This is a genomic window from Pseudomonas kermanshahensis (assembly GCF_014269205.2).
In the GTDB taxonomy this organism is placed as follows: Bacteria; Pseudomonadota; Gammaproteobacteria; order Pseudomonadales; family Pseudomonadaceae; genus Aquipseudomonas; species Aquipseudomonas kermanshahensis.
Genome location: NZ_JABWRY020000001.1, coordinates 321,273 through 342,812, shown reverse-complemented (window position 1 = coordinate 342,812; position 21,540 = coordinate 321,273). Strand labels below are relative to the sequence as shown.

The window sequence follows — 21,540 nt, the reverse complement described above, 5'->3', positions numbered from 1 at the left end:
CAAGAGGCTCACCACAAACGAAAAAGCCCCGTCGCATGACGGGGCTTCTGGAGCGACGTCGCGATTAAGCGGCGACGATGCTCACGTAACGGCGGTTGAACTCGCCTTTCTTCTCGAACTTGATCACGCCTTCGATCTTGGCGAACAGGGTGTGATCCTTGCCCATGCCAACGCCGTAACCGGCGTGGAACTGGGTGCCGCGCTGACGGACGATGATGTTGCCGGCCTTGACGACCTGGCTGCCATACATCTTCACGCCAAGGCGTTTCGATTCTGAGTCGCGACCGTTACGGGTACTACCACCAGCCTTCTTGTGAGCCATGGTTCAATTCTCCAAATAAATTCAGGGGATCTAGGGGATTAAGCCTGGATGCCGGTGATTTTGATCTCGGTGAACCACTGGCGGTGGCCCATACGCTTCATGTGGTGCTTACGGCGACGGAACTTGATGATGCGGACTTTATCGTGACGGCCTTGCGAAACGACTTCTGCAACAACTTTAGCGCCAGCGACGACTGGTGCGCCGATGGTGACTTCTTCACCGTTGGCAACCAGCAGAACGCGATCGAAAGTCACGGATTCGCCAGTGGCGACTTCCAGTTTTTCGATCTTGAGGAATTCACCTTCAGCGACTTTGTACTGCTTGCCGCCGGTAACGATTACTGCGTAAGACATGGTATTTCTCCGATAATCCTGCTCACCCAGCGCTTTATATATTGAGTATTGGCTGGCATGGCTGCATGGGGCTGGAACGGCCCGGTGCAATTGCGTAAGGCAGGTGCTGCCCAGGAAGTTAGGGTGCGCGATTGTACGCAACCCCGGTTTTGCTTGCAAGTACCGCCCCGGTGGCGCTGGCACCGCGCCTTGACACACCGGGACCCGCGACCTAGCATGCCGCGCAACGTCAATGGAGCAGCCGATGCAACCCCAAACCTTCTACCGCGCGGTGGCTGATGATTTCAGCGCCGTCGACGAGATCGTCAAGAAGCAGCTGACCTCGCGCGTGCCGCTGGTATCGAAGATCGGCGACTATATCACGTCGGCCGGTGGCAAGCGCCTGCGTCCCCTGCTGGTCCTGCTCTGCGGCAAGGCCCTGGGCCGCGAAGGCGACGACCTGCGCCTGCTGGCAGCGACCATCGAATTCCTGCACACCGCTACCCTGCTGCACGACGACGTCGTCGACATGTCGGGCATGCGCCGTGGCCGTTCCACCGCCAATGCGCTGTGGGGCAACGCGCCAAGCGTGCTGGTAGGTGACTTCCTTTATTCGCGCTCGTTCGAAATGATGGTCGAACTGGGTTCGATGCCGGTCATGCAGATCCTCTCCAAGGCCACCCGCGTCATCGCCGAGGGTGAAGTGCTGCAGCTGTCGCGTGTTCGCGATGCCAGCACCACGGAAGAGGTGTACATGGAGGTCATCCGCGGCAAGACCGCCATGCTGTTCGAAGCCTCGACCCACAGCGCCGCCGCGCTGGCCGGCGCCAGCGAAGCACAGCGCGAAGCCCTGCGCACCTTCGGTGACCACCTGGGCGTAGCCTTCCAGCTGGTCGACGACCTGCTGGACTACAAGGGCGATTCGCAGACCCTCGGCAAAAACGTCGGTGACGACCTGGCCGAAGGCAAGCCAACCCTGCCGCTGATCTACACCATGCGCGAAGGCACGCCTGAACAGGCTGCACTGGTGCGCAAGGCCATCCAGAAGGGCGGCCTGGAAGACCTCGAGCAGATCCGCGTAGCGGTCGAAGCCTCGGGCGCGCTGGACTACACCGCGCAGATGGCACGCGACTACGTGGCCAAGGCCATCGAGTGCCTGGAAGTGCTGCCGGCCAGCGAGTATCGCGATGCATTGATCGAGCTGAGCGAGTTTGCGGTAGCGCGTACGCACTAAGACAGCGTCGCCCTCTTCGCGGGACAAGCCCGCTCCCACAGGTACACCACTGCCCTTGAGCTGGGTGGAGAACCTGTGGGAGCGGGCTTGTCCCGCGAATGCTTTTGTACGGACAAAAACACTTTGCGGTTAAAACCTTATACAATATGGGCCTTTAACCGCCTGTCTGTTTAAGGAACCGAAGTGAGCACTCTGCCGCCCTGCCCCAAATGCAATTCCGAGTACACCTATGAGGATGGCAGCCAGCTGATCTGCCCCGAATGCGCCCACGAGTGGTCGGCCAACGGCGAAGCCGAAGCCGCCAGCGATGACGTGGTGAAGAAGGATTCGGTCGGCAACGTCCTGCAGGACGGCGATACCGTCACCGTGATCAAGGACCTCAAGGTCAAGGGCTCGTCCTTGGTGGTCAAGGTCGGCACCAAGGTCAAAAATATCCGCCTGTGCGACGGAGACCACGACATCGACTGCAAGATCGACGGCATCGGCGCCATGAAGCTGAAGTCCGAGTTCGTACGCAAGGTCTGACAACGCTGTGCGACGGGGCTGCCTTTCAGGCGGCCCTGACAGATCCTGCAACAGGGTCACTGCACCGTCCGGCAAAAATACGCCAATAGCCCCTTGCTATTTTGATAATAAGAATTATTCTCATTGGAATTGCTGTCCAAGGAGAATAGCCATGACTTATCTGATCGACGCCTGGCTCGAACGCCCTCACCCTTACCTGCGCATCCTGCATCGCGAGACTGGCGAAGTCTGCGCCGTGCTCGAAGAAGAAGCACTCGATGAACTGCGAGACCAGGGCGACCTGGACATGAACGGGCTGAATTCGAGTGAGCCTGGGGTGCTCAAGGAGCTGGTGCGGAATTTGTTTCTGTTCTGCTACGCGCGGGCGTTGCGCCCTGGGGGGACAGACTGGAATTGATGTTCTCAGGCCCGGCCTCTTCGCGGGGCAAGCCCGCTCCCACAAGACCTCTCTGCTCATCTTGAGTATCTCTGTGGGAGCGGGCTTGCCCCGCGAATGGGCCGCAAAGCGGCCCCAGCGGTCTTACAGTACGTCGAGCAGCTCGACGTCGAACACCAGGACGCTGTGCGGCGGGATGCTGCCAACGCCTTGGGCGCCGTAGGCCAGCTCGCTCGGCACGTACAGGCGCCATTTGCTGCCAGCGTTCATCAGCTGCAGGGCTTCGGTCCAGCCGGCGATCACGCCGCCAACCGGGAATTCAGCCGGCTGGCCACGGTCGTACGAGCTGTCGAACACGGTGCCGTCGATCAGGGTGCCGTGGTAGTGAGTACGCACGTTGCTTTCGCGGGTCGGCTTGGCGCCTTCACCTGCGGTCAGCACTTCGAACTGCAGGCCCGAAGCCAGGGTGGTGATGCCTTCGCGCTTGGCGTTTTCGGCAAGGAATGCCTTGCCAGCGCCAGCAGCGGCTTCAGCCTTGGCTGCAGCTTCGGCTTGCATGATGTCGCGGATGACTTTGAAGCTGGCCGACAGGTCGGCTTCGCTGACGCGGCTGTCGGCGCCGTTGAAGGCGTCGGTCAGGCCAGCCAGGATGGCATCCAGGCTGACGCCTGGTGGCGGGTTGTCACGCAGTTGGCCACCCAGCTGACGGCCGATGCCGTAGCTGACGCGGGTTTCGTCGGTAGACAGGTTGAGTTCGGACATTGTCGTGCTCCACTGCAGGGCGCAGTGCAGCCGCGCCCTTGATGAAAAGGGCGAGCAGCCTAGCACACTGGGGCGCCGCGAGCAGCTACCAGGCCGAACGCTGGGAAATCGGCACTTTCAGGTCTTCTTCCGGGTGCGTGCCCATGCCACACATTTCGTCCTGCACAGACCAGTGCAACAGGTTCAGCGAGAGCAATGGAAGGTCCTTGAGCAGGCCCCGTGCCTCTTCCACGGAGTGCACGCGCAAGCGTTGCCCACGGCTGTCGGAAAGCGGATGCGCACGGCCCTTGATCCGGGCCTCAAGTAGATAGTCGCCACCTTCGATGGCAATCAGGTTGAGTTCGTCGACATGGCCAACCCTGGCCTCGGTATTGAGCTGATGCAGGTTCATGAGAGCACCTCGCAGCGGGAACCGCGTGAGTGCTCATTTTTTGTACAAGGCTTGCGAATACACAAGGTAAAACTGACGCCATTGGTCAGTTTTACCCTCAAGCCGCATGGGCTCAGTGCTTGGTGAGCTTGTCCAGGTAGCCCATGCAGAAGGCCGACACCACGAAGGTCATGTGGATGATCACATACCACATCAGGTAGTCGGTGGAGATGTTCTGCGCATCCATGAACACCCGCAGCAGGTGAATGGACGAAATGGCCACGATCGACGCAGCAACCTTCATCTTCAGCGACGAAGAGTCCATTTTGCCGAGCCAGTTGAGCTTTTCCTTGCTGTCGTCGATGTCCAGTTGCGAGACGAAATTCTCGTAGCCGGAAATCATCACCATCACCAGCAGGCCGCCCACCAGCGACATGTCGATCAACGACAGGATCACCAGGATCAGGTCAGCTTCGCTCAATGCAAAAACGTTGGGCAGGACGTGGACGACTTCCTGGAAGAATTTCAGTGCCAAGGCCAGCAGGCCGAGCGACAGGCCGAAGTAGATCGGGGCGAGCAGCCAGCGCGAGGCATACATCGCGTTTTCGAGAATACGTTCCATGGAGGGTAAGGGACTCGTCAGGTGACTAAAAAAGCGACGGCGAGTATAGCCAGCCACCCGCTGCAGCAAAAGCCCGGGGCTGCCGTGCAGCCCAATCGCCGGCAAGCCGGCTCCCACCCGAACTGTGTAGCCTCAAAGGCTAGCGCCGCACCTGTGGGAGCTGGCTTGCCAGCGATGAGGCCGGCACAAGCACCACAAGACAGTTGCTCCCAGAGGGACCGGGCACCTGTAGGGTCACCCGGCCTGTTCAGCTTTCAGGATGAAACTGATAATCCCCCAGGTTGCGGCAACGCTCGCCATTGATGCGACGCAACTGCGCTTGCAGGTGCAGGCACCAGATCTGCGGGTCTTCGGTCACTTGATAGCCATGCAGCGTGAGGCTGTCGACGATGGCATTGAGCACCGATTCGGCAACCAATGGCCCGTGGAACGGCCCCTGAGCCTTGATGGCCGAGGGTTGCTCACCGGCCATGCCGGCGGCGAACAGCAGCGTCCACATGCCATTGTCACCGGCGAGTGGGCGAATGCTGCATTCAATGCGGGTCACCAGGCCCAGGCACTGGCGAGTAAGGCTGAGGTTGCGCATGGCCGCGTCCCCTCCAATGAGCCCTGTTCAGCCTGAAACCCTCAGGCTGTTTCCATCCTGAACCCTGATTGCTCCCTAAGTTCCAGCATAGAAGAACAACTCAGAAAGTTGGAAAACCGGCGCTGAACGGTAGCACATCGCCGCCAGCGCCGATTTATTGACTCAGGCGGGTTTAGCCTGCGCAATCATCTCTTCCAGGCGTTCCTTTTCCGCCTCTTTGATGTCTTCTTCGCTGATCATTTCGGCGATTTCCCGCAGGCGCTCCACCACGCGGGCATTGACGCTGCCCTCGGTGAACTCGCCCTTGTCATCCGCCACACCGGCCTCCTCGCCTACCAGCAGGCTAAGCGCTTCGTCAGCCTGGCTGACCGCGTAAACGTGGAACTGCCCGGCTTCGACCGCCTGCAGCACGCGCTCGTCGAGCATCAGGGTGGCCACGTTGGCCCGTGGAATGATCACCCCTTGGTCGCCGGTCAGGCCGCGCGCATCGCAGAGCCGGAAGAAGCCCTCGATCTTCTCGTTGACCCCGCCCACCGCCTGCACTTCACCGAACTGGTTGATCGAGCCGGTGATGGCAAAGCATTGCTTGAGCGGCGTGCGCGACAAGGCCGAGATCAGTGTGCAGACCTCACCCAGCGAGGCGCTGTCACCGTCGACGTAGCCGTAGGACTGCTCCAGGGCGATGCTCGCCGAGATGGCCAGCGGGAACTCCTGCGCGTAGCGACTGCCCAGGTAGCCGGTCAGAATCATCACCCCCTTGGAGTGGATCGGCTGGCCCAGGTTGACCTCACGCTCGATGTCGACGATGCCGCTGCCACCGGGGTAGACGCTGGCAGAGATACGCGCCGGCATGCCGAACGCCGAATCGCCCACTTCCAGCACCGTCAGGCCGTTGCACTTGCCGATGGCCGCGCCTTCAGTGTCGATCAGGATGATGCCGGCGAGCATGTCGTCCAGCACCCGCTGGGACACACGCCCGGTACGGGTGGCCTTGGCCTTGAGTGCGCGCTCGATGTGGCCGGCATCGGTCATCTCGTCGCTGGCCAGTTGGCGGATGAAGTCGGCCTCGCTGACCAGCTGGAACAGGTCACCGATGCGCGCCGACAGCCGCGACTGGTTCTCTGCCAGCCGGGCGCTGTAGGTGGCCAGGCGTGCCACGGCGTCGCTGGTCAGCGGTGCCATGCCTTCTTCGTTGGTGCGGGTACGCAAGAGCTGGGCGAACTGCTCCAGGTTCTCGTCGACCATGGGCATGTCTTCGTCGAAGTCGACCAACACCCGGAACATTTCCTGGAAGTCCGGATCATGGTCCTGCAGCGCGTAGTAGAGCTGGCGCGAGCCGATGATCACCAGCTTGACGTTGAGCGGGATCATCTGTGGCGTCAGGCTGACGCTCGCCACGCGGCCCAGTTCACCCAGCGGCGACTCCATCTTCAGCTTGCGCGACTGCAGCGCACGCTTGAGCGCATCCCAGACGAAGGGCTCGCCAAGCATCTTCTCGGCTTCAAGAATCAGGAAGCCGCCGTTGGCCCGGTGCAAGGCGCCTGGGCGCAATTGGCGATAGGAGGTGTACAGCGCGCCTTGGTCGGTGCTGTATTCGATCCGGCCGAACAGGTTGTCGTAGGTCGGGTGCGGCTCGAACACCACTGGCGCGCCGCCATCGTGGTGATGGCCGACCACCAGGCTTGGGGCGTATTGCTCTTCGAGCATCTTGCGCGCCACAGCGTCGGTCTTGCTGTCATCGACCAACTGCTCGACCACGGTGCGCAGCAGGTTCAGTTGAACCGACTGCAGGTAGGCGCACACCGCAGCATTCTCGGCGTACTTTTCAGACAGCGGTGCCAGCAGCGGCTGCAGGGCCAGGGTGATGGTTTCTTCGTTGAGCTGACGCAGCTGGTTGTTCGACTCACGCTTCCACTGCGGCAGGCTGGCCAGTTCTTCGTTGAGGCGCTCCTCGAGCAGGGCGATGTCCTCGTGGAACTGCTCGCGCACCGCTTCAGGCAGCTGTGCGAACTCGGCTTCATCCAGCGCCTTGCCGTCGGCCATCGGGGTGAAGGCAACGTTGCTGGCGTCGCGGTACAGGGCCACGTCTTTTTCCAGCGACGCCCGCTCGATCACATCCAGGGCGCGGTCGTAGCGCTGGTTGAAGGCGCGGTCGATGGCGCCCTTCTTCTGCTGGTACGACGGGTGCTCGAACACTGCCGGGAAGGTCGACAACAGGTTGTCGATCAGCCCCCCCATGTCGGCGATGAATTCACCGGCACTGCCCGAGGGCAGCTCCAGGGCACGCGGCTCGCGGGTTTCCTCGAAGTGGTTGACGTAAACCCAGTCGGCTGGGGTGTGCTGGCGCTTGCCCTCGGCCTTGAGGTAGCGCTTGACGAACGAGAAGCGGCCCGTGCCGGGCTCGCCCATCACATACACGTTGTAACCAGGGCGAGGCATGGCCACGCCGAATTGCAGGGCCTCGACTGCTCGCTCCTGGCCCAGAACGCCTCGAAACGGCTCCAGATCGTCGGTATGGGTAAAAGCAAACTGCTCGGGGGAAAAACGCCGGGTCAGGGCTTCAGGCGCAAGACGCAGGCGCGCAGCGACAGGATCGGGCATTGGGTTTCCTTACTTCGGCGGGGCGGATACGGAGCATTCTGGCGCTGCCCGCGCGCGCCTTGCAAGGCTCACCGGGACTTTATGTCGCAGTCGCGATAACACAGGCCTCCAGGCAAATTTTTCGCAATCAACAACGCAACCTTTAGATCGTGCCTAAACTCCAAGCTGCGCGGGTGGGTGAAAAGCTTTCCCGACCTGGCAAGCGAGTTGCCAGAAACCCTGACCCTTGGTTTAAGACAAATAGAGAACAAATGCTATGAAACGGATTCTTCTGGGTACTCTGTTCACCGTGGTCTCCCTCAATGCCATGGCTGAAGCGCCAGGCGGCCCGAACTGCGGCTGGGGCAACATGCTGTTCGAAGGCCAACGCGGTACGCCGGCTCACTTCCTGGCTTCCACCACCAACGGCACCTCTGGTAACGCCACCTTCGGCATGACCTCCGGCACCAACGGCTGCTCCACCAAGGCTTCGCTGACCTATGGCGGCAAGTCGTGGTTTGCCATGAATGGCATGATGAACGAACTGTCCGAAGACATGGCCATGGGCAAAGGCGAGGCGCTGACCACCTATGCCGTGGTACTGGGCGTAGCGCCGGAAGACCGTACTTACTTCGAGTCGGTCACCCACCAGCACTTCAGCCAGATCTTCAGCAGCGCCGACGTGACGGCCGAAACCGTGCACAGCAATACCCTGGCTGTGCTGAAGAACGACCCACGCCTGGCCAAATACGCCACCGAGGCGTAAGCGCAGCATCCCCCGCCCCCTTACCGGGGCGGGTTTCGCCCTTTCTTTCGGCATCGTGAAGAAGTAGTTGCCCGATATGCTCAAACGCCTCGCTTACCTGGCGCTGTGTGCCTGCGCCCCTGTTCATGCTGCGCCTGCGCTGGATGAAGGCCGTCTTCAGCAATTGGCCAATAACCCCTACTGGATCGCCCTGGGCCATTACGAAACCGCCAAGCTGGGTGGTTGGCGCAGCTATGTGGACGATACCCAGTTCTTTCTCGCCGACGATGGCGCGCACCACCCGGACCAAGAGCTGCGGGCCACGGTGCAGGCGTTGTATGCGCCCGCCAGCCTGGGCGACAAGCATGCCCAGTGCGTTTTCCCGGCGCGTACCCGCTGGCTCAAGGAGCAACTGGGGCTGACCGACCTGCCACAGCCCGACTGCCAGGAATTCAAGACCTGGTACACCTCGATCGACCCGCACAGCGCCGCGCTGATTTTTCCGGCGGCCTACCTGAACAGCCCTTCGTCGATGTTCGGCCACACCTTGCTGCGCATCGACCAGTCCAACACCCACAGCGACGACACCACGCTGCTGAGCTACGCGATCAACTTCGGCGCCTACATCGAAGGCAGCGACAACAGCATCCTGTATGCCTGGAAAGGCCTGATGGGCGGCTACCCAGGCCTGTTCGCGCTGATGCCCTACCAAGAGAAGCTGTCCGAGTACCGCAGCCTGGAAAACCGCGACCTGTGGGAGTACCAGCTGGACCTCACCCCGCAAGAGACCGGGCGCATGGTCGAGCATGTGTGGGAGCTGAAGCAGATCCAGTTCGACTATTTCTTCTTCGACGAGAACTGCTCGTACCGCCTGCTCGAACTGCTGCAGGTGGCGCGGCCAGGCCTGGATTTGACGTCGCAGTTCCCGCTGACCGCCATCCCTACCGACACGGTCAAGGCAGTGCGCCAGTCTGGCCTGGTGTCCAGCGTCAACTACCGGCCTTCGCGCGAGCGCGAACTGCTGGCCCGCGCCGAGCCGCTTGACCCTCACGAAAAGCAGCAGGTGCTGGCTGTCAGCGCCGATACCGCACAGCTGCAAAGCCCTGGGTTCACTGCCCTGCCCCGCGAGCGCCAAGCGCTGGTTCAGGACGCCGCCTACCGCCTGGAGCGTTACCGCGCCAATGGCCAGCAACGCGACCCACGCCAGGCAACGCGCAGCTTCGAGCTGCTGCGCGCAATCAACCGCAACCCGCCGCCGGCGCTGCAAATCGAGCGCCCGGGGTTGCCCGAGGATGGCCATGACTCACGCACCTGGCAGCTGGGTGTCGGCACGCGGGAAGACCGCGCCTACGCCGAGTACGGCCTGCGCATGGCATATCACGACCTCAACGACAACGCCTATGGCTTCCCGCTGGGCGCGCAAATCGAGATTCTGCAGCTGAAAGTCCGCCAGTACGAAGGCAACGACTGGCAGGTGCAGCGCCTGGACCTTGCCACCATCCGCTCGCTGACACCCCGCAATGCGCTGCTCAAACCATGGTCATGGCAGGTGACCGGTGGCCTGGAACGGGTGCCGGGCAAGCATGACGACGAAGTGCTGGTCAGCCATGTGAATGGCGGCGCTGGCGGCACCTGGCAACTGGCCGACGAACTGCTGGGCTTCGCCCTGGGCACGGTACGGGTCGAACACCACAATGATTTTGCCGAGTTCATCTCCCCGGCAGCCGGGTTCAACGGCGGCCTGCTCTGGCGCAACGGGCTGGGCAACATGACACTGGAGGCGAAGGGCGACTTCTTCACCAATGGCGAAGTGCGGCGCAGCGTGAGCCTGAATCAACAATGGGAGATCAGCCGCAACCTGGGCCTGCGGTTAAGTGCCTCGCGCGAATTCAGCCACTTGGCGACGGCGCAGAACGAGGTGATGCTGGAGCTGAAGTGGTACCACTACTGACTCTTTGACACTGTTTTGACAGCTCACCGACAAATCGCCCCCTAGACTCTCCAGCATCAATTGGAGGGTCTAGTGTTCATGTCGCGGTACTGGTTAGGCCTGTGCGTTGCCTTTTTGCTGTCAGGGTGCGAAACCACCCACGAACAGATGCTCGACCACGGTTACCCCCCCGCCTACGCCGATGGCTTCCAGGATGGCTGCAGCAGCGGCCGGCAGGCGGCCGGGGCGATGGCCGGGGACTTCCGCAAGGACGTGCCGCGCTACCTGCACAATCGCCAGTACGAAAGCGGTTGGGACGATGGTTTTCGCCAATGCCACGCCCTGCAGAACAGCGAAGAGCAGCGTCAATACCGTGACCGCTACTGGGACCAACGCGACCGTGACTGGGAGCACGAGAAGGACCGCGATGCCGCACGGGCCTATCGCCACGACTAGGTCGCAAACTGACATCCCTTGAAACCGGCGGCCTGCCATCATGGTCTCCTGCACAAGGAGGCCAGTATGAGCCGAGCGTTCGTCAACGAAGACCAAGCTGCCGCCCAGGCCGACCAACCGGTTGAGCGACGGGTGAGCGAGCAGCCCAACTACGTCACGGCCAGTGGCCTGGCGCAATTGCAGCAGCGGGTAGCCGAACTCAATACATTGCGCAGCCAGTTGCAGGCCCAGGGCGAGCGTGCCGACAAGCAGCGCCTGGCCGATGCCGAGCGCGACCTGCGCTACTTCAGCGCACGGGTGCAGAGTGCCCAGGTGGTGCCAGCCGCTACCTCGCGGGACAAGGTGCAGATCGGCAGCCGGGTGAGCTTTGTGGATGAGCAGGGCCAGATGCATGAGGTGCAGCTGGTGGGGGAAGATCAGGCCGATGCGGGCCACGGGTTGATCAACTGGGGCTCGCCGCTGGGGCGGGCATTGCTGGGCGCGGGGCCTGGGGATGAAGTGGTGTGGCGACGGCCGGTGGGGGATCAGATGATCGAGGTGGTCGACATAGGAGGTGAGGCTTGAGGGCCAATCGCCGGCAAGCCGGCTCCCACCCGAACCGTGTAGCCTCCAAGGCTAGCGCCGCACCTGTGGGAGCTGGCTTGCCAGCGATGAGGCCAGAACAAGCACCACAAGACAGTTGCTCCCACAGGTACAGCGCTGCCTTGAGGCTTGTACTTGACCTGTGGGAGCTGGCTTGCCAGCGATTGGGCCGCAAAGCGGCCCCTTACTGACTGATCAGACCACGCCCTGCGCCAGCATGGCATCAGCCACTTTCACAAAGCCGGCGATGTTCGCGCCCTTGACGTAGTTGATCGTGCCATCCGCCTCTTCACCATAGTGAACACAGGCATGGTGGATCGACTGCATGATGTTGTGCAGCTTGCTGTCCACTTCACCGGCCGTCCACAGCAGGCGCATGGCGTTCTGCGACATTTCCAGGCCCGACACGGCCACGCCACCGGCGTTGGATGCCTTGCCCGGCGCGTACAGGATGCCTGCCTCGAGGAAGATATCCACCGCCTCAAGGGTGGTCGGCATGTTGGCACCTTCGGCGACGCAGAAGCAGCCATTGCGCAGCAGGGTGCGGGCGTCTTCGGTGTCCAGCTCGTTCTGCGTGGCGCACGGCAGGGCGATGTCGCACGGCAGGCTCCACGGGGTCTGGCCCTTGCGGAACTCAAGGCCGAACTCGCCCGCCAGCGTGCTGAGGCGGCCACGTTTGACGTTTTTCAGCTCCATCACGGCGTCCCACTGGGCGTCGCTGAGGCCGGCTTCGGCGTACAGGGTGCCTTCGGAATCAGACAGCGAGATGACCTTGCCGCCCAGGTCCATGACCTTGCGCGCAGCATACTGGGCCACGTTGCCGGACCCAGAAATGGCCACGCGACGGCCATCGATGCGCAGGTCACGGCGCTTGAGCATTTCTTCAGCGAAGTAGACGCAGCCGTAGCCGGTGGCTTCCGGGCGAATCAGGCTGCCGCCATAGGTCATGCCCTTGCCGGTCAGCACCGAGGTGAACTGGTTGGCCAGGCGCTTGTACTGGCCGAACATGAAGCCGATTTCGCGCGCGCCCACCCCGATGTCACCGGCCGGTACGTCGAGGTCGGCGCCGATGTGGCGGTACAGCTCGCTCATGAACGCCTGGCAGAAGCGCATCACTTCCGCATCGCTCTTGCCCTTGGGGTCGAAGTCCGAGCCGCCTTTACCGCCACCCATGGGCAGCGAGGTCAGGGAGTTTTTGAACACCTGCTCGAAGGCCAGGAACTTGAGCACGCTCAGGTTCACCGACGGGTGGAAGCGCAGGCCGCCCTTGTACGGGCCGATGGCGCTGCTCATTTGGATGCGGTAGCCGCGGTTGACCTGGACCTTGCCTTGGTCATCGACCCACGAAACACGGAACAGCACCGCGCGCTCAGGCTCGACCATGCGCTCCAGGATACCGGCCTGCAGGTAATGAGGGTTGGCTTCGAGGAACGGCCACAGGGTACGTAAGACTTCTTCCACCGCCTGGTGGAATTCAGGCTGGGCAGGATCGCGTTGCTTAAGGCGCGCGAGGAAATTGTCGACAGATTCGATCATGGTAGACATCTCACCAAGAGGGATTGGACTTATTGGTTTTTTTTCGAATGTACCAAGAAGCAATCGCACGAGAACAGGGCGTAATGTCGTTTTTTTGAAATTATTTGGTGCGTTTTATATAAATGTATACAAATTAGTAGAAATATTGTTAGCAGGATCGGCCTCTTCGCGGGCAAGCCCGCTCCCACAGAGGCCTGTGCAAGGCTGAGATTGCGGGTGATTCTGTGGGAGTGGGCTTGCCCCGCGAAGGGGCCAACGCCGATGCCTGCCAGGCACAAAAATGGGGCCCCGAAGGGCCCCATTCTAGTGCAGCTAAAACCGGCTCACTGGGCCAGCTTCTTGTGCCGTACGCGGTGCGGCTGGGCAGCAGCATCGCCGAGGCGCTTCTTGCGGTCGGCTTCGTACTCGGTGTAGTTGCCTTCGAAGAACATCACGTTCGAGTCGTCTTCGTACGCCAGGATGTGGGTCGCCACGCGGTCCAGGAACCAACGGTCGTGGGAAATCACAATGGCGGCGCCCGGGAAGTCCAGCAGGGCTTCTTCCAGGGAACGCAGGGTTTCGACGTCGAGGTCGTTGGACGGTTCGTCGAGCAGCAGGACGTTACCGCCCTCCTTCAGGGTCAGGGCCAGGTGCAGACGGCCACGCTCACCACCGGACAGGTCCTTGACGAACTTCTGCTGGTCGCCGCCCTTGAAGTTGAAGCGGCCCACGTAGGTGCGCGACGGGATCTCGTAGTTGCCGATGCGGATCTGGTCGGAACCGTCGGAGATCTGCTGGAACACGGTCTTGGAACCGTCCAGGTCTTCGCGGCTTTGGTCGACGCAGGCCAGTTGCACGGTTTCGCCGATTTCGATGCTGCCCGAGTCCGGCTGCTCCTTGCCCATCAGCATGCGGAACAGGGTCGACTTACCGGCGCCGTTACCGCCGATCACGCCGACAATGGCGCCCTTCGGCATGGCGAACGACAGGTTGTCGATCAGCACGCGATCGCCATAGCCTTTGGAAACGTTCTTGAACTCGATGACCTTGTCACCCAGGCGCGGGCCGGCCGGGATGTAGATCTCGTTGGTCTCGCTGCGCTTCTGGAACTCTTGCGACTGCATTTCTTCAAAGCGCTGCAGACGTGCCTTGGATTTGGACTGGCGGGCCTTGGCGCCTTTACGCACCCACTCCAGTTCCTCTTTCATGGCCTTTTCGTGGGCGCTCTGCTGCTTGGATTCCTGCGCCAGACGGTCCGACTTGGCTTCCAGCCAGCCCGAGTAGTTGCCTTCGTACGGGATGCCGGCACCGCGGTCCAGTTCGAGGATCCAGCCGGCGACGTTGTCGAGGAAGTAACGGTCGTGGGTAATCGCTACCACGGTGCCCGGGAAGTCGTGCAGGAAGCGCTCCAGCCAGGCCACCGAGTCGGCGTCCAGGTGGTTGGTTGGTTCGTCGAGCAGCAGCATGTCGGGGGCCGACAGCAGCAGGCGGCACAGGGCCACACGGCGCTTTTCACCACCGGACAGGTGTTCGATTTTCGCGTCCCAGGCCGGCAGGCGCAGGGCGTCGGCGGCGACGTCCAGCTGGCGCTCGAGGTTGTGGCCGTCGGCAGCCTGCAGGATCGACTCGAGCTTGGCCTGTTCGGCGGCCAGCTTGTCGAAGTCGGCGTCGGGTTCGGCGTAGGCGGCGTAGACCTCGTCCAGGCGAGCCTGGGCGTCCTTGATCACGCTGACCGCTTCCTCGACCACTTCACGCACGGTCTTGGCGGGGTCGAGTTGTGGTTCCTGCGGCAGGTAGCCGACGTTGATGTCGGGCATCGGACGGGCTTCGCCGTCGAATTCCTTGTCGACGCCCGCCATGATGCGCAGCAGGGTCGATTTACCCGCGCCGTTCAGGCCGAGTACGCCGATCTTGGCGCCTGGGAAGAACGACAGGGAGATGTTCTTGAGAATTTCGCGCTTCGGCGGCACGACCTTGCTCAGCCGATGCATGGTGTAGACGTATTGAGCCAAAACCAAGCCCTCTAAATAGGTAAAGACATCGACCAACGCCCCGGCAGTGGGCCAGGGGGATGTGTTTACGGGGTGTCATTGAACAAAGTCGACCATTCTACGCCAACGCGCGGCGTTGCATAGGAGGGTCGGATGGTGGGGTTACGGGGAAGAAATGCTTATGCCTGTGCTGGCCTCTTCGCGGGGCAAGCCCGCTCCCACAGGAACAGCACAAACCCCAAAGCTTGCGCAGTACCCACTCCCCCAGGGACAGCACAAACCCCAAAGCTTGCGCAGTACCCGCTGCCCCAGGAACAGTACAAACCCCAAAGCTTGCGCAGTACCCACTCCCCCAGGGACAGTACAAACCCCAAAGCTTGCGCAGTACCCACTCCCCCAGGGACAGCACAAACCCCAAAGCTTGCGCAGTACCCGCTGCCCCAGGAACAGCACAAACCCCAAAGCTTGCGCAGTACCTGTGGGAGCGGGCTTGCCCCGCGAAGAGGCCAGAACTGACCTTGAAAAGCTCAGACGTGACGCTGCTTGACCTTGCCCCGCGGCAACCGGCAACGGTCGCCCTGCTCGGCCAGGCGCGCGGCCCAGGCAGACTTGACGCTGAACCCGCCACTGCGGGCAGGCTGCTCAACGGCCTTGGCCGGCTGCGCCGCAGGCACGCTAACGACCTTGGCCGCAGGCTTGGCCGCGACCGCGGGCACTGCCGGTGCTGCCACGGCTGCCGGTGCTGCCGCCGCCTTGGCGGTCTTGCGCAGTTCGGCCAGCGACGGGGCCTTGCTTTTCGAGGCGGCGGCCGCCTCCGGTTTGACCAGCGAACGCTGGCACGACTTGCAGGATACGTCCGCGGTCACGGCAGTGCTGACAAGGGTCTGACTGCTGCGCCCACAGGCGGAATCGAGGCCATTGGAGGAAAAGTGAGTAACCAAAACCGAACATCTCCGAAGCGTTGTCATTGAAGCGGGCGGCATTCTCGCACAGGTTGCAGGGGCTTGCCGAACCACAGGGCGCCACCACGACCGTCGGAACGGCGACGATCACCGGACAAGGAGGGGCTGGCACTTTGCCATAATCCTAGGCATGCTAGCCCGTTTAGGGTGTCCGGCCTTATAGTGCGCCACCGCGGTCTGGCAACCAGACACCGGCACCAACCGTGCATGATCAATCCCTGCCATCGCCAGCCCAATCGCAGGACCAACGCTTGACCAATCTCTCTCAACCGTCGTCGCTGCGTCCCGCACCAATGGCCCCCGTCGCTTCCCTGCGCGGGTCGATCAAGGGTGCGCTGGCCCTGTTGGCCCTGATTCTGCTTGGCCTGTTGCTGTGGCAGCTGTTCGCCCAGTTCCGCCACACCCAAGCCGACCTGCGCAAGCAAAGCCTGGAGGCCACTGCGGAGCTGGCCGACCACCTCAGCCTGAACATGGCGTTGAAGGCCCAGCAGGCCGTGAATGTGGTGCAGCCCTACGTCAATGCGCCGACGCCGGCAGCCCTGCCCAGCCTGCTCGATACCCTGCGCACGCGCCTGCCCGCCCTGCGTGACCTGGCCTGGCTAGACACCAGTGGGCAGGTCCGCGCCGACAGCCTGGCCGGCAGCCCTGACCGCCAATTGATTGGCGAGCTGCTGACGCTGAACCAGGGTCGCCCGTATTTCTTTGCCAACTCGGCGGACAACCGCACCATTTACCTGTTGCTGCGCCAGTCCACCGAGCAGGACCGCGGCTACTGGCTGCTGCGCCTGTCCGACGCGTATTACCGCACCCTCACCGTGCACCTGGACAGCCCAGGCCACCCCTTGTGGCTGCTGGAAAACAGCCGCAACGGCGCGGTGCTGGACCGCCACGCCATCGCGCAGACCAGCCCGGCACCGCTGCAGAGCGTGATGCTGGCGTTCATCGACAACAGCACCTGGCAACTGCGCGGCCTATTTGACGCCCAGCGGGCCCAGCAGAAGCTACTACCGGCACTGATCGGCAAGTGCCTGCTGGTGCTGTTCTGTGCCCTGCTGCCGGTGCTGGCGTTGATCAACATGCGCCGCCGCCAGCGCGCACTGCAGGAAGACCGCCGGCGCTATCAAGAAATTTTCGAAGGCACCGGTGTTGCCTTGTGCGTGCTCGACCTTTCCAGCCTGCCCGGCCAGCTCGACCGCTACCACCTGCGCAACCACGCTGCGCTCAAGCACAGCCTGGCCCTGGACCCTAACCTGCGCCGCTCGCTGTTGCAGGAGTTGAAGATCACCGAGATCAACCAGGTGGCGCGCCAGTTGCTCAACGTCGAATGCCACGAAGGTGCCTGGCAGCGCCTGATAGACGGCAGCGGCGATGGCCGCGACAGCATCGGCATGCAACTGATCGATGCACTGATCGAACAGCGCTCGCTGCTGGAACTGGAAGTGCGCCTGCCCGCACCGCTGGGCGGCGAACTGCACCTGTGGCTGATGGCCCGCCTGCCGCTGCAACGCCGCGACTACCAGGCGGTGATCCTCAGCATCAGCGACATCACCAGCCGCAAACAAGTGGAGCTGTCCCTGCTCGAACGCGAGAGTTTCTGGTCGGACGTGGTGCGTACCGTGCCCGACCAGCTCTACGTGCAGGACGTGCCGAGCCAGCGCATGATCTTCAGCAACCGCCACCTCGGCCAAACCCTGGGCTACGACCGCACAGAGCTGGCACAGATGGGCGACCGCTTCTGGGAGCTGCTGCTGCACCCCGAAGACGCCACGCACTTCCAGGCCCTGCGCCAGCATCAACGAGCCACCGGCCACAGCCAGCCGCTGCACTGCCAACTGCGCTTCCGTCACCACGACGGTGGCTGGCGCTGCTACGACATTCGCGAACAGGTGCTGACCCGCGACCACGACGGCCAAGTGATGCGCATCATCGGCGTGGGCAAGGACGTTACCGTACAGATCGAGGCCAGCCAGTCGCTGCGCGACAGCGAACAGCGCTACCGCATGTTGGCCGAAAGCATCAGCGACGTGATTTTCTCCACCGACAGCCAACTGCAGCTCAACTACGTCAGCCCCTCGGTCAAAGCGGTACTGGGTTATCAGGCTGAGTGGATCTTCGACAACGGCTGGCAATCGATCATCGCCAACCCGGCCCAGCTGACCGGCATCTACAGCCTGATGGAGCGCGTCAGCAATGCCATGGGCAACGGCGAGCAACTGGCCCAGTTGCGTTGCCAGTTGCCCACCCAACTGTTCCTGTTCGACTGCCTGCGCGCCGATGGCCGCAAGATCCCGATCGAGCTGCGCCTGGTATTGGTGTGGGACGACCAGGAGCGCTTCGAAGGCGTGCTTGGGGTTGGCCGCGACATCAGCCAGCAACGCCGCGCCGAAAAAGACCTGCGCATGGCCGCCACGGTATTCGAGCACTCGACCTCGGCCATCCTCATCACCGACCCGGCCGGCTACATCGTCCAGGCCAACGAGGCGTTCAGCCGGGTCAGCGGCTATGCCGTCAGCGACGTGCTCGACCAGCTGCCTGGCATGCTCACCGTCGAGCAACAGCAGGAAGGCCACCTGCGCTACGTGGTCAAGCAGTTGCACCAGCGCGGCAGCTGGGAAGGCGAAGTGTGGCTCAAGCGCCGCGATGGCGACCACTACCCGGCCTGGGTCGGCATCACGGCAGTGCTGGACGACGAAGGCGACCTGGCCAGCTACGTGTGCTTCTTCACCGACATCAGCGAGCGCAAGGCCAGCGAACAGCGCATCCACCGCCTGGCCTACTACGACGCCCTCACCCACCTGCCCAACCGCACGCTGTTCCAGGACCGCCTGCACACGGCCCTGCAACAGGCCGAACGGCAAAAGGCGTGGGTGGTGTTGATGTTCCTCGACCTGGACCGTTTCAAGCCGATCAACGACTCCCTCGGCCATGCCGCAGGCGATCGCATGCTCAAAGACATGGCCCTGCGCCTGCTGGCCTGCGTGGATGACGACGACACCGTGGCACGCATGGGCGGCGACGAGTTCACCTTGCTGCTGCAACCGCGTGCGACCCGCGAGATGGCGCTGAACCGCGCCATCCACGTGGCCGAGAACATCCTCGCCAGCCTGGTACGGCCCTTCGTGCTGGAGAACCGCGAGTTTTTCGTTACGGCCAGTATCGGCATCGCCCTCAGCCCGCAAGATGGCAGCGAACTGAGCCAGTTGATGAAAAACGCCGACACCGCGATGTACCACGCCAAGGAGCGCGGCAAGAACAACTTCCAGTTCTACCAGGCCGAGATGAACGCCAGTGCCCTGGAGCGCCTGGAGCTGGAAAGCGACCTGCGCCATGCCATGGAGCAGAACGAGTTCATCCTCTACTACCAGCCGCAGTTCAGTGGCGATGGCAAACGCCTGACCGGCGCCGAAGCCTTGCTGCGCTGGCGCCACCCCACCCGCGGCCTAGTGCCGCCGGGCGACTTCATCCCGGTGATCGAAGAGCTGGGCCTGGTGGTGGACGTCGGCGACTGGGTACTGCGTGAGGCCAGCCGACAGCTCAAGGCTTGGCACAAAGCCAAAGTGCGGGTACCGAAGGTGTCGGTGAACATCTCGGCGCGGCAGTTCTCCGACGGCCAGCTGGGCACGCGCATCGCCACCATCCTGGAAGACATCGGGCTGCCGCCGGCGTGCCTGGAACTGGAGCTGACCGAAAGCATCCTGATGCGCGAGGTGAATGAGGCCTTGCAGATTCTCGCCAGCCTGAAGAATCTTGGCCTGAGCATTGCGGTGGACGACTTTGGCACCGGGTACTCGTCGCTCAACTACCTCAAGCAGTTCCCCATCGACGTGCTGAAGATCGACCGCACCTTCGTCGACGGCTTGCCCGAGGGCGAGCAGGACGCGCAGATTGCCCGGGCGATCATTGCCATGGCCCACAGCCTGAACCTGGCGGTAATCGCCGAGGGCGTGGAAACCCATGAGCAGCTGGAGTTCTTGCGTGAGCATGGTTGCGACGAGGTGCAGGGCTACCTGTTCGGGCGGCCGATGCCGGCGCATCAGTTCGAGGCGCAGTTCGCCAACGAGACGCTGTTCATGTTCCAGTAGGATTCCACTGCCGTCTTTTTTGTAGGAGCAGCCTTGTGCTGCGAAGAGGCCGGCGACCGCGCCCTGAATCTTTACTGCTGTCACCGGCCTCTTCGCAGCACAAGGCTGCTCCTACAAGCACAGCGCCAACGCTGTAATTGGCGCCGCAAAAAACGGACCTGAAAGTCAACTCCAGCCCAGGCAGGCTGCGGGATGCAACATGAAGGCCTTTGGTCCGCGACTTGACGTCACTTCATATGCCAGGCCCGAAGCAATCGGTTAGAATGCCCCCCCAATTCAGCCCGATCCTTGAGGACCGCCATGTTCAGCCGTGATTTGACCATTGCCAAGTACGACGCCGAGCTCTTCGAAGCCATGCAGCAAGAAGCTCTGCGCCAGGAAGAGCATATCGAGCTGATCGCTTCGGAAAACTACACCAGCCCGGCTGTCATGGAAGCCCAGGGTTCGGTTCTGACCAACAAGTACGCTGAAGGCTACCCAGGCAAGCGTTACTACGGTGGTTGCGAATACGTCGACGTGGTCGAGCAACTGGCCATCGACCGCGCCAAAGAGCTGTTCGGCGCCGACTACGCCAACGTCCAGCCGCACGCTGGCTCCCAGGCCAACGCCGCCGTTTACCTGGCCCTGCTGTCGGCCGGTGACACCATCCTGGGCATGAGCCTGGCCCACGGTGGTCACCTGACCCACGGCGCCAGCGTCAGCTCTTCGGGCAAGCTGTACAACGCCATCCAGTACGGCATCGACGGCAACGGCCTGATCGACTACGACGAAGTCGAGCGCCTGGCTGTAGAGCACAAGCCGAAGATGATCGTTGCCGGCTTCTCGGCCTACTCGCAGGTGCTGGACTTCCCACGCTTCCGCGCCATCGCCGACAAGGTCGGTGCCTACCTGTTCGTCGACATGGCCCACGTTGCTGGCCTGGTTGCCGCTGGCGTGTACCCGAACCCTGTGCCGTTCGCCGACGTGGTCACCACCACCACCCACAAGACCCTGCGCGGTCCACGTGGCGGCCTGATCCTGGCCCGTGCCAACGCCGACATCGAGAAGAAGCTGAACTCCGCTGTCTTCCCAGGCGCCCAAGGCGGCCCGCTGGAGCACGTCATCGCGGCCAAGGCGATCTGCTTCAAAGAAGCCCTGCAGCCTGAGTTCAAGGCTTACCAGCAGCAAGTGGTGAAAAACGCCCAGGCCATGGCCAGCGTGTTCATCGAGCGTGGTTTCGACGTCGTTTCTGGCGGCACCCAAAACCACCTGTTCCTGCTGTCGCTGATCAAGCAGGAAATCTCCGGTAAGGACGCTGACGCCGCACTGGGCAAAGCCTTCATTACCGTCAACAAGAACTCGGTACCGAACGACCCACGTTCCCCGTTCGTCACCTCGGGCCTGCGTTTCGGCACCCCAGCCGTGACCACCCGTGGCTTCAAAGAAGCAGAGTGCAAGGAACTGGCCGGCTGGATCTGCGACATCCTGGCTGACCTGAACAACGAAGCGGTGATCGATGCCGTGCGTGAGAAGGTCAAGGCCATCTGCAAGAAGCTGCCGGTTTACGGCAACTGATTGGCGCCAGCCTG

19 protein-coding genes are annotated in these 21,540 nt (G+C 62.4%); 9 read left to right on the top strand and 10 right to left on the bottom strand.

The annotated features are described in order from the left end of the window. Positions 1–64 precede the first annotated feature (64 nt). Both rpmA and rplU read right to left on the bottom strand, forming a co-directional pair. Positions 65–322, bottom strand: coding sequence for a 50S ribosomal protein L27 (gene rpmA, locus HU764_RS01670; RefSeq protein ID WP_008092023.1), 258 nt, complete (start codon positions 320–322; stop codon positions 65–67). A gap of 38 nt (positions 323–360) precedes the next feature. Further along, entirely contained in the window at positions 361–675 is a 315-nt protein-coding gene (rplU, locus tag HU764_RS01665) for a 50S ribosomal protein L21 (protein ID WP_003247466.1), read from the bottom strand. A 244-nt stretch (positions 676–919) separates the two neighbouring features. Between rplU and HU764_RS01660 the strand changes: the two genes are divergently transcribed. The 3 genes from HU764_RS01660 to HU764_RS01650 all read left to right on the top strand — a co-directional run bounded on the left by HU764_RS01660 (position 920) and on the right by HU764_RS01650 (position 2,810). Continuing rightward, positions 920–1,888, top strand: coding sequence for a polyprenyl synthetase family protein (locus HU764_RS01660; RefSeq protein ID WP_186703607.1), 969 nt, complete (start codon positions 920–922; stop codon positions 1,886–1,888). A 183-nt stretch (positions 1,889–2,071) separates the two neighbouring features. Then, positions 2,072–2,413 (top strand): zinc ribbon domain-containing protein YjdM, encoded by a 342-nt coding sequence (locus HU764_RS01655; protein WP_027594521.1) that lies wholly within the window; start codon positions 2,072–2,074, stop codon positions 2,411–2,413. 151 nt (positions 2,414–2,564) lie between these two features. Next, positions 2,565–2,810 carry a PA4570 family protein gene (locus HU764_RS01650; RefSeq protein WP_186683165.1) on the top strand — a complete coding sequence of 82 codons (246 nt, stop codon included), beginning with the start codon at positions 2,565–2,567 and terminating at the stop codon, positions 2,808–2,810. 123 nt (positions 2,811–2,933) lie between these two features. Here the strand turns inward: HU764_RS01650 and HU764_RS01645 are convergent, their stop codons facing one another. The 5 genes from HU764_RS01645 to HU764_RS01625 form a co-directional block, all read right to left on the bottom strand. Next, positions 2,934–3,551, bottom strand: coding sequence for a BamJ family beta-barrel-assembly machinery protein (locus tag HU764_RS01645; RefSeq protein ID WP_027594522.1), 618 nt, complete (start codon positions 3,549–3,551; stop codon positions 2,934–2,936). A gap of 85 nt (positions 3,552–3,636) precedes the next feature. Then, the gene (locus tag HU764_RS01640; RefSeq protein ID WP_099452864.1) at positions 3,637–3,942 is read right to left on the bottom strand and encodes a DUF6482 family protein; all 306 of its coding nucleotides are present in this window, start codon (positions 3,940–3,942) and stop codon (positions 3,637–3,639) included. Between the two features lie 112 nt (positions 3,943–4,054). Beyond that, a complete protein-coding gene (locus tag HU764_RS01635) occupies positions 4,055–4,543 on the bottom strand; it encodes a TIGR00645 family protein (RefSeq protein WP_016501546.1) in 489 nt (162 codons plus the stop codon). Positions 4,544–4,790: 247 nt separating this feature from the next. Continuing rightward, positions 4,791–5,129: a PA4575 family protein gene (locus HU764_RS01630; protein WP_027594524.1), complete on the bottom strand. Its 339-nt coding sequence runs from the start codon at positions 5,127–5,129 to the stop codon at positions 4,791–4,793. Positions 5,130–5,291: 162 nt separating this feature from the next. Beyond that, positions 5,292–7,730 (bottom strand): Lon protease family protein, encoded by a 2,439-nt coding sequence (locus HU764_RS01625; RefSeq protein WP_186683163.1) that lies wholly within the window; start codon positions 7,728–7,730, stop codon positions 5,292–5,294. A gap of 256 nt (positions 7,731–7,986) precedes the next feature. On the opposite strand from HU764_RS01625, the gene HU764_RS01620 reads away from it, so the two are divergent. The 4 genes from HU764_RS01620 to HU764_RS01605 all read left to right on the top strand — a co-directional run bounded on the left by HU764_RS01620 (position 7,987) and on the right by HU764_RS01605 (position 11,404). Further along, positions 7,987–8,475, top strand: coding sequence for a DUF3015 domain-containing protein (locus tag HU764_RS01620; RefSeq protein WP_027594526.1), 489 nt, complete (start codon positions 7,987–7,989; stop codon positions 8,473–8,475). A 76-nt stretch (positions 8,476–8,551) separates the two neighbouring features. After that, on the top strand, positions 8,552–10,405 hold the full coding sequence (locus HU764_RS01615; RefSeq protein WP_186683161.1) for an Lnb N-terminal periplasmic domain-containing protein: 1,854 nt from the start codon (positions 8,552–8,554) through the stop codon (positions 10,403–10,405). A gap of 78 nt (positions 10,406–10,483) precedes the next feature. After that, a complete protein-coding gene (locus tag HU764_RS01610; RefSeq protein WP_186703606.1) occupies positions 10,484–10,840 on the top strand; it encodes a hypothetical protein in 357 nt (118 codons plus the stop codon). Between the two features lie 66 nt (positions 10,841–10,906). Continuing rightward, positions 10,907–11,404: a GreA/GreB family elongation factor gene (locus HU764_RS01605; RefSeq protein WP_186703605.1), complete on the top strand. Its 498-nt coding sequence runs from the start codon at positions 10,907–10,909 to the stop codon at positions 11,402–11,404. A 213-nt stretch (positions 11,405–11,617) separates the two neighbouring features. On the opposite strand, the gene gdhA is transcribed toward HU764_RS01605, so the two are convergent. The 3 genes from gdhA to HU764_RS01590 all read right to left on the bottom strand — a co-directional run bounded on the left by gdhA (position 11,618) and on the right by HU764_RS01590 (position 15,869). Then, a complete protein-coding gene (gene gdhA / locus HU764_RS01600; RefSeq protein WP_099428289.1) occupies positions 11,618–12,958 on the bottom strand; it encodes an NADP-specific glutamate dehydrogenase in 1,341 nt (446 codons plus the stop codon). A gap of 323 nt (positions 12,959–13,281) precedes the next feature. Further along, positions 13,282–14,949: an energy-dependent translational throttle protein EttA gene (gene ettA / locus HU764_RS01595; RefSeq protein ID WP_027594531.1), complete on the bottom strand. Its 1,668-nt coding sequence runs from the start codon at positions 14,947–14,949 to the stop codon at positions 13,282–13,284. A gap of 506 nt (positions 14,950–15,455) precedes the next feature. Further along, positions 15,456–15,869, bottom strand: a complete 414-nt coding sequence (locus HU764_RS01590) for a hypothetical protein (RefSeq protein ID WP_186703604.1) — start codon at positions 15,867–15,869, stop codon at positions 15,456–15,458. Positions 15,870–16,141: 272 nt separating this feature from the next. On the opposite strand from HU764_RS01590, the gene HU764_RS01585 reads away from it, so the two are divergent. Then, positions 16,142–19,972 (top strand): sensor domain-containing protein, encoded by a 3,831-nt coding sequence (locus HU764_RS01585; RefSeq protein WP_186703603.1) that lies wholly within the window; start codon positions 16,142–16,144, stop codon positions 19,970–19,972. Positions 19,973–20,272: 300 nt separating this feature from the next. Beyond that, the gene (gene glyA / locus HU764_RS01580) at positions 20,273–21,526 is read left to right on the top strand and encodes a serine hydroxymethyltransferase (protein WP_027594534.1); all 1,254 of its coding nucleotides are present in this window, start codon (positions 20,273–20,275) and stop codon (positions 21,524–21,526) included. Positions 21,527–21,540 lie beyond the last annotated feature (14 nt).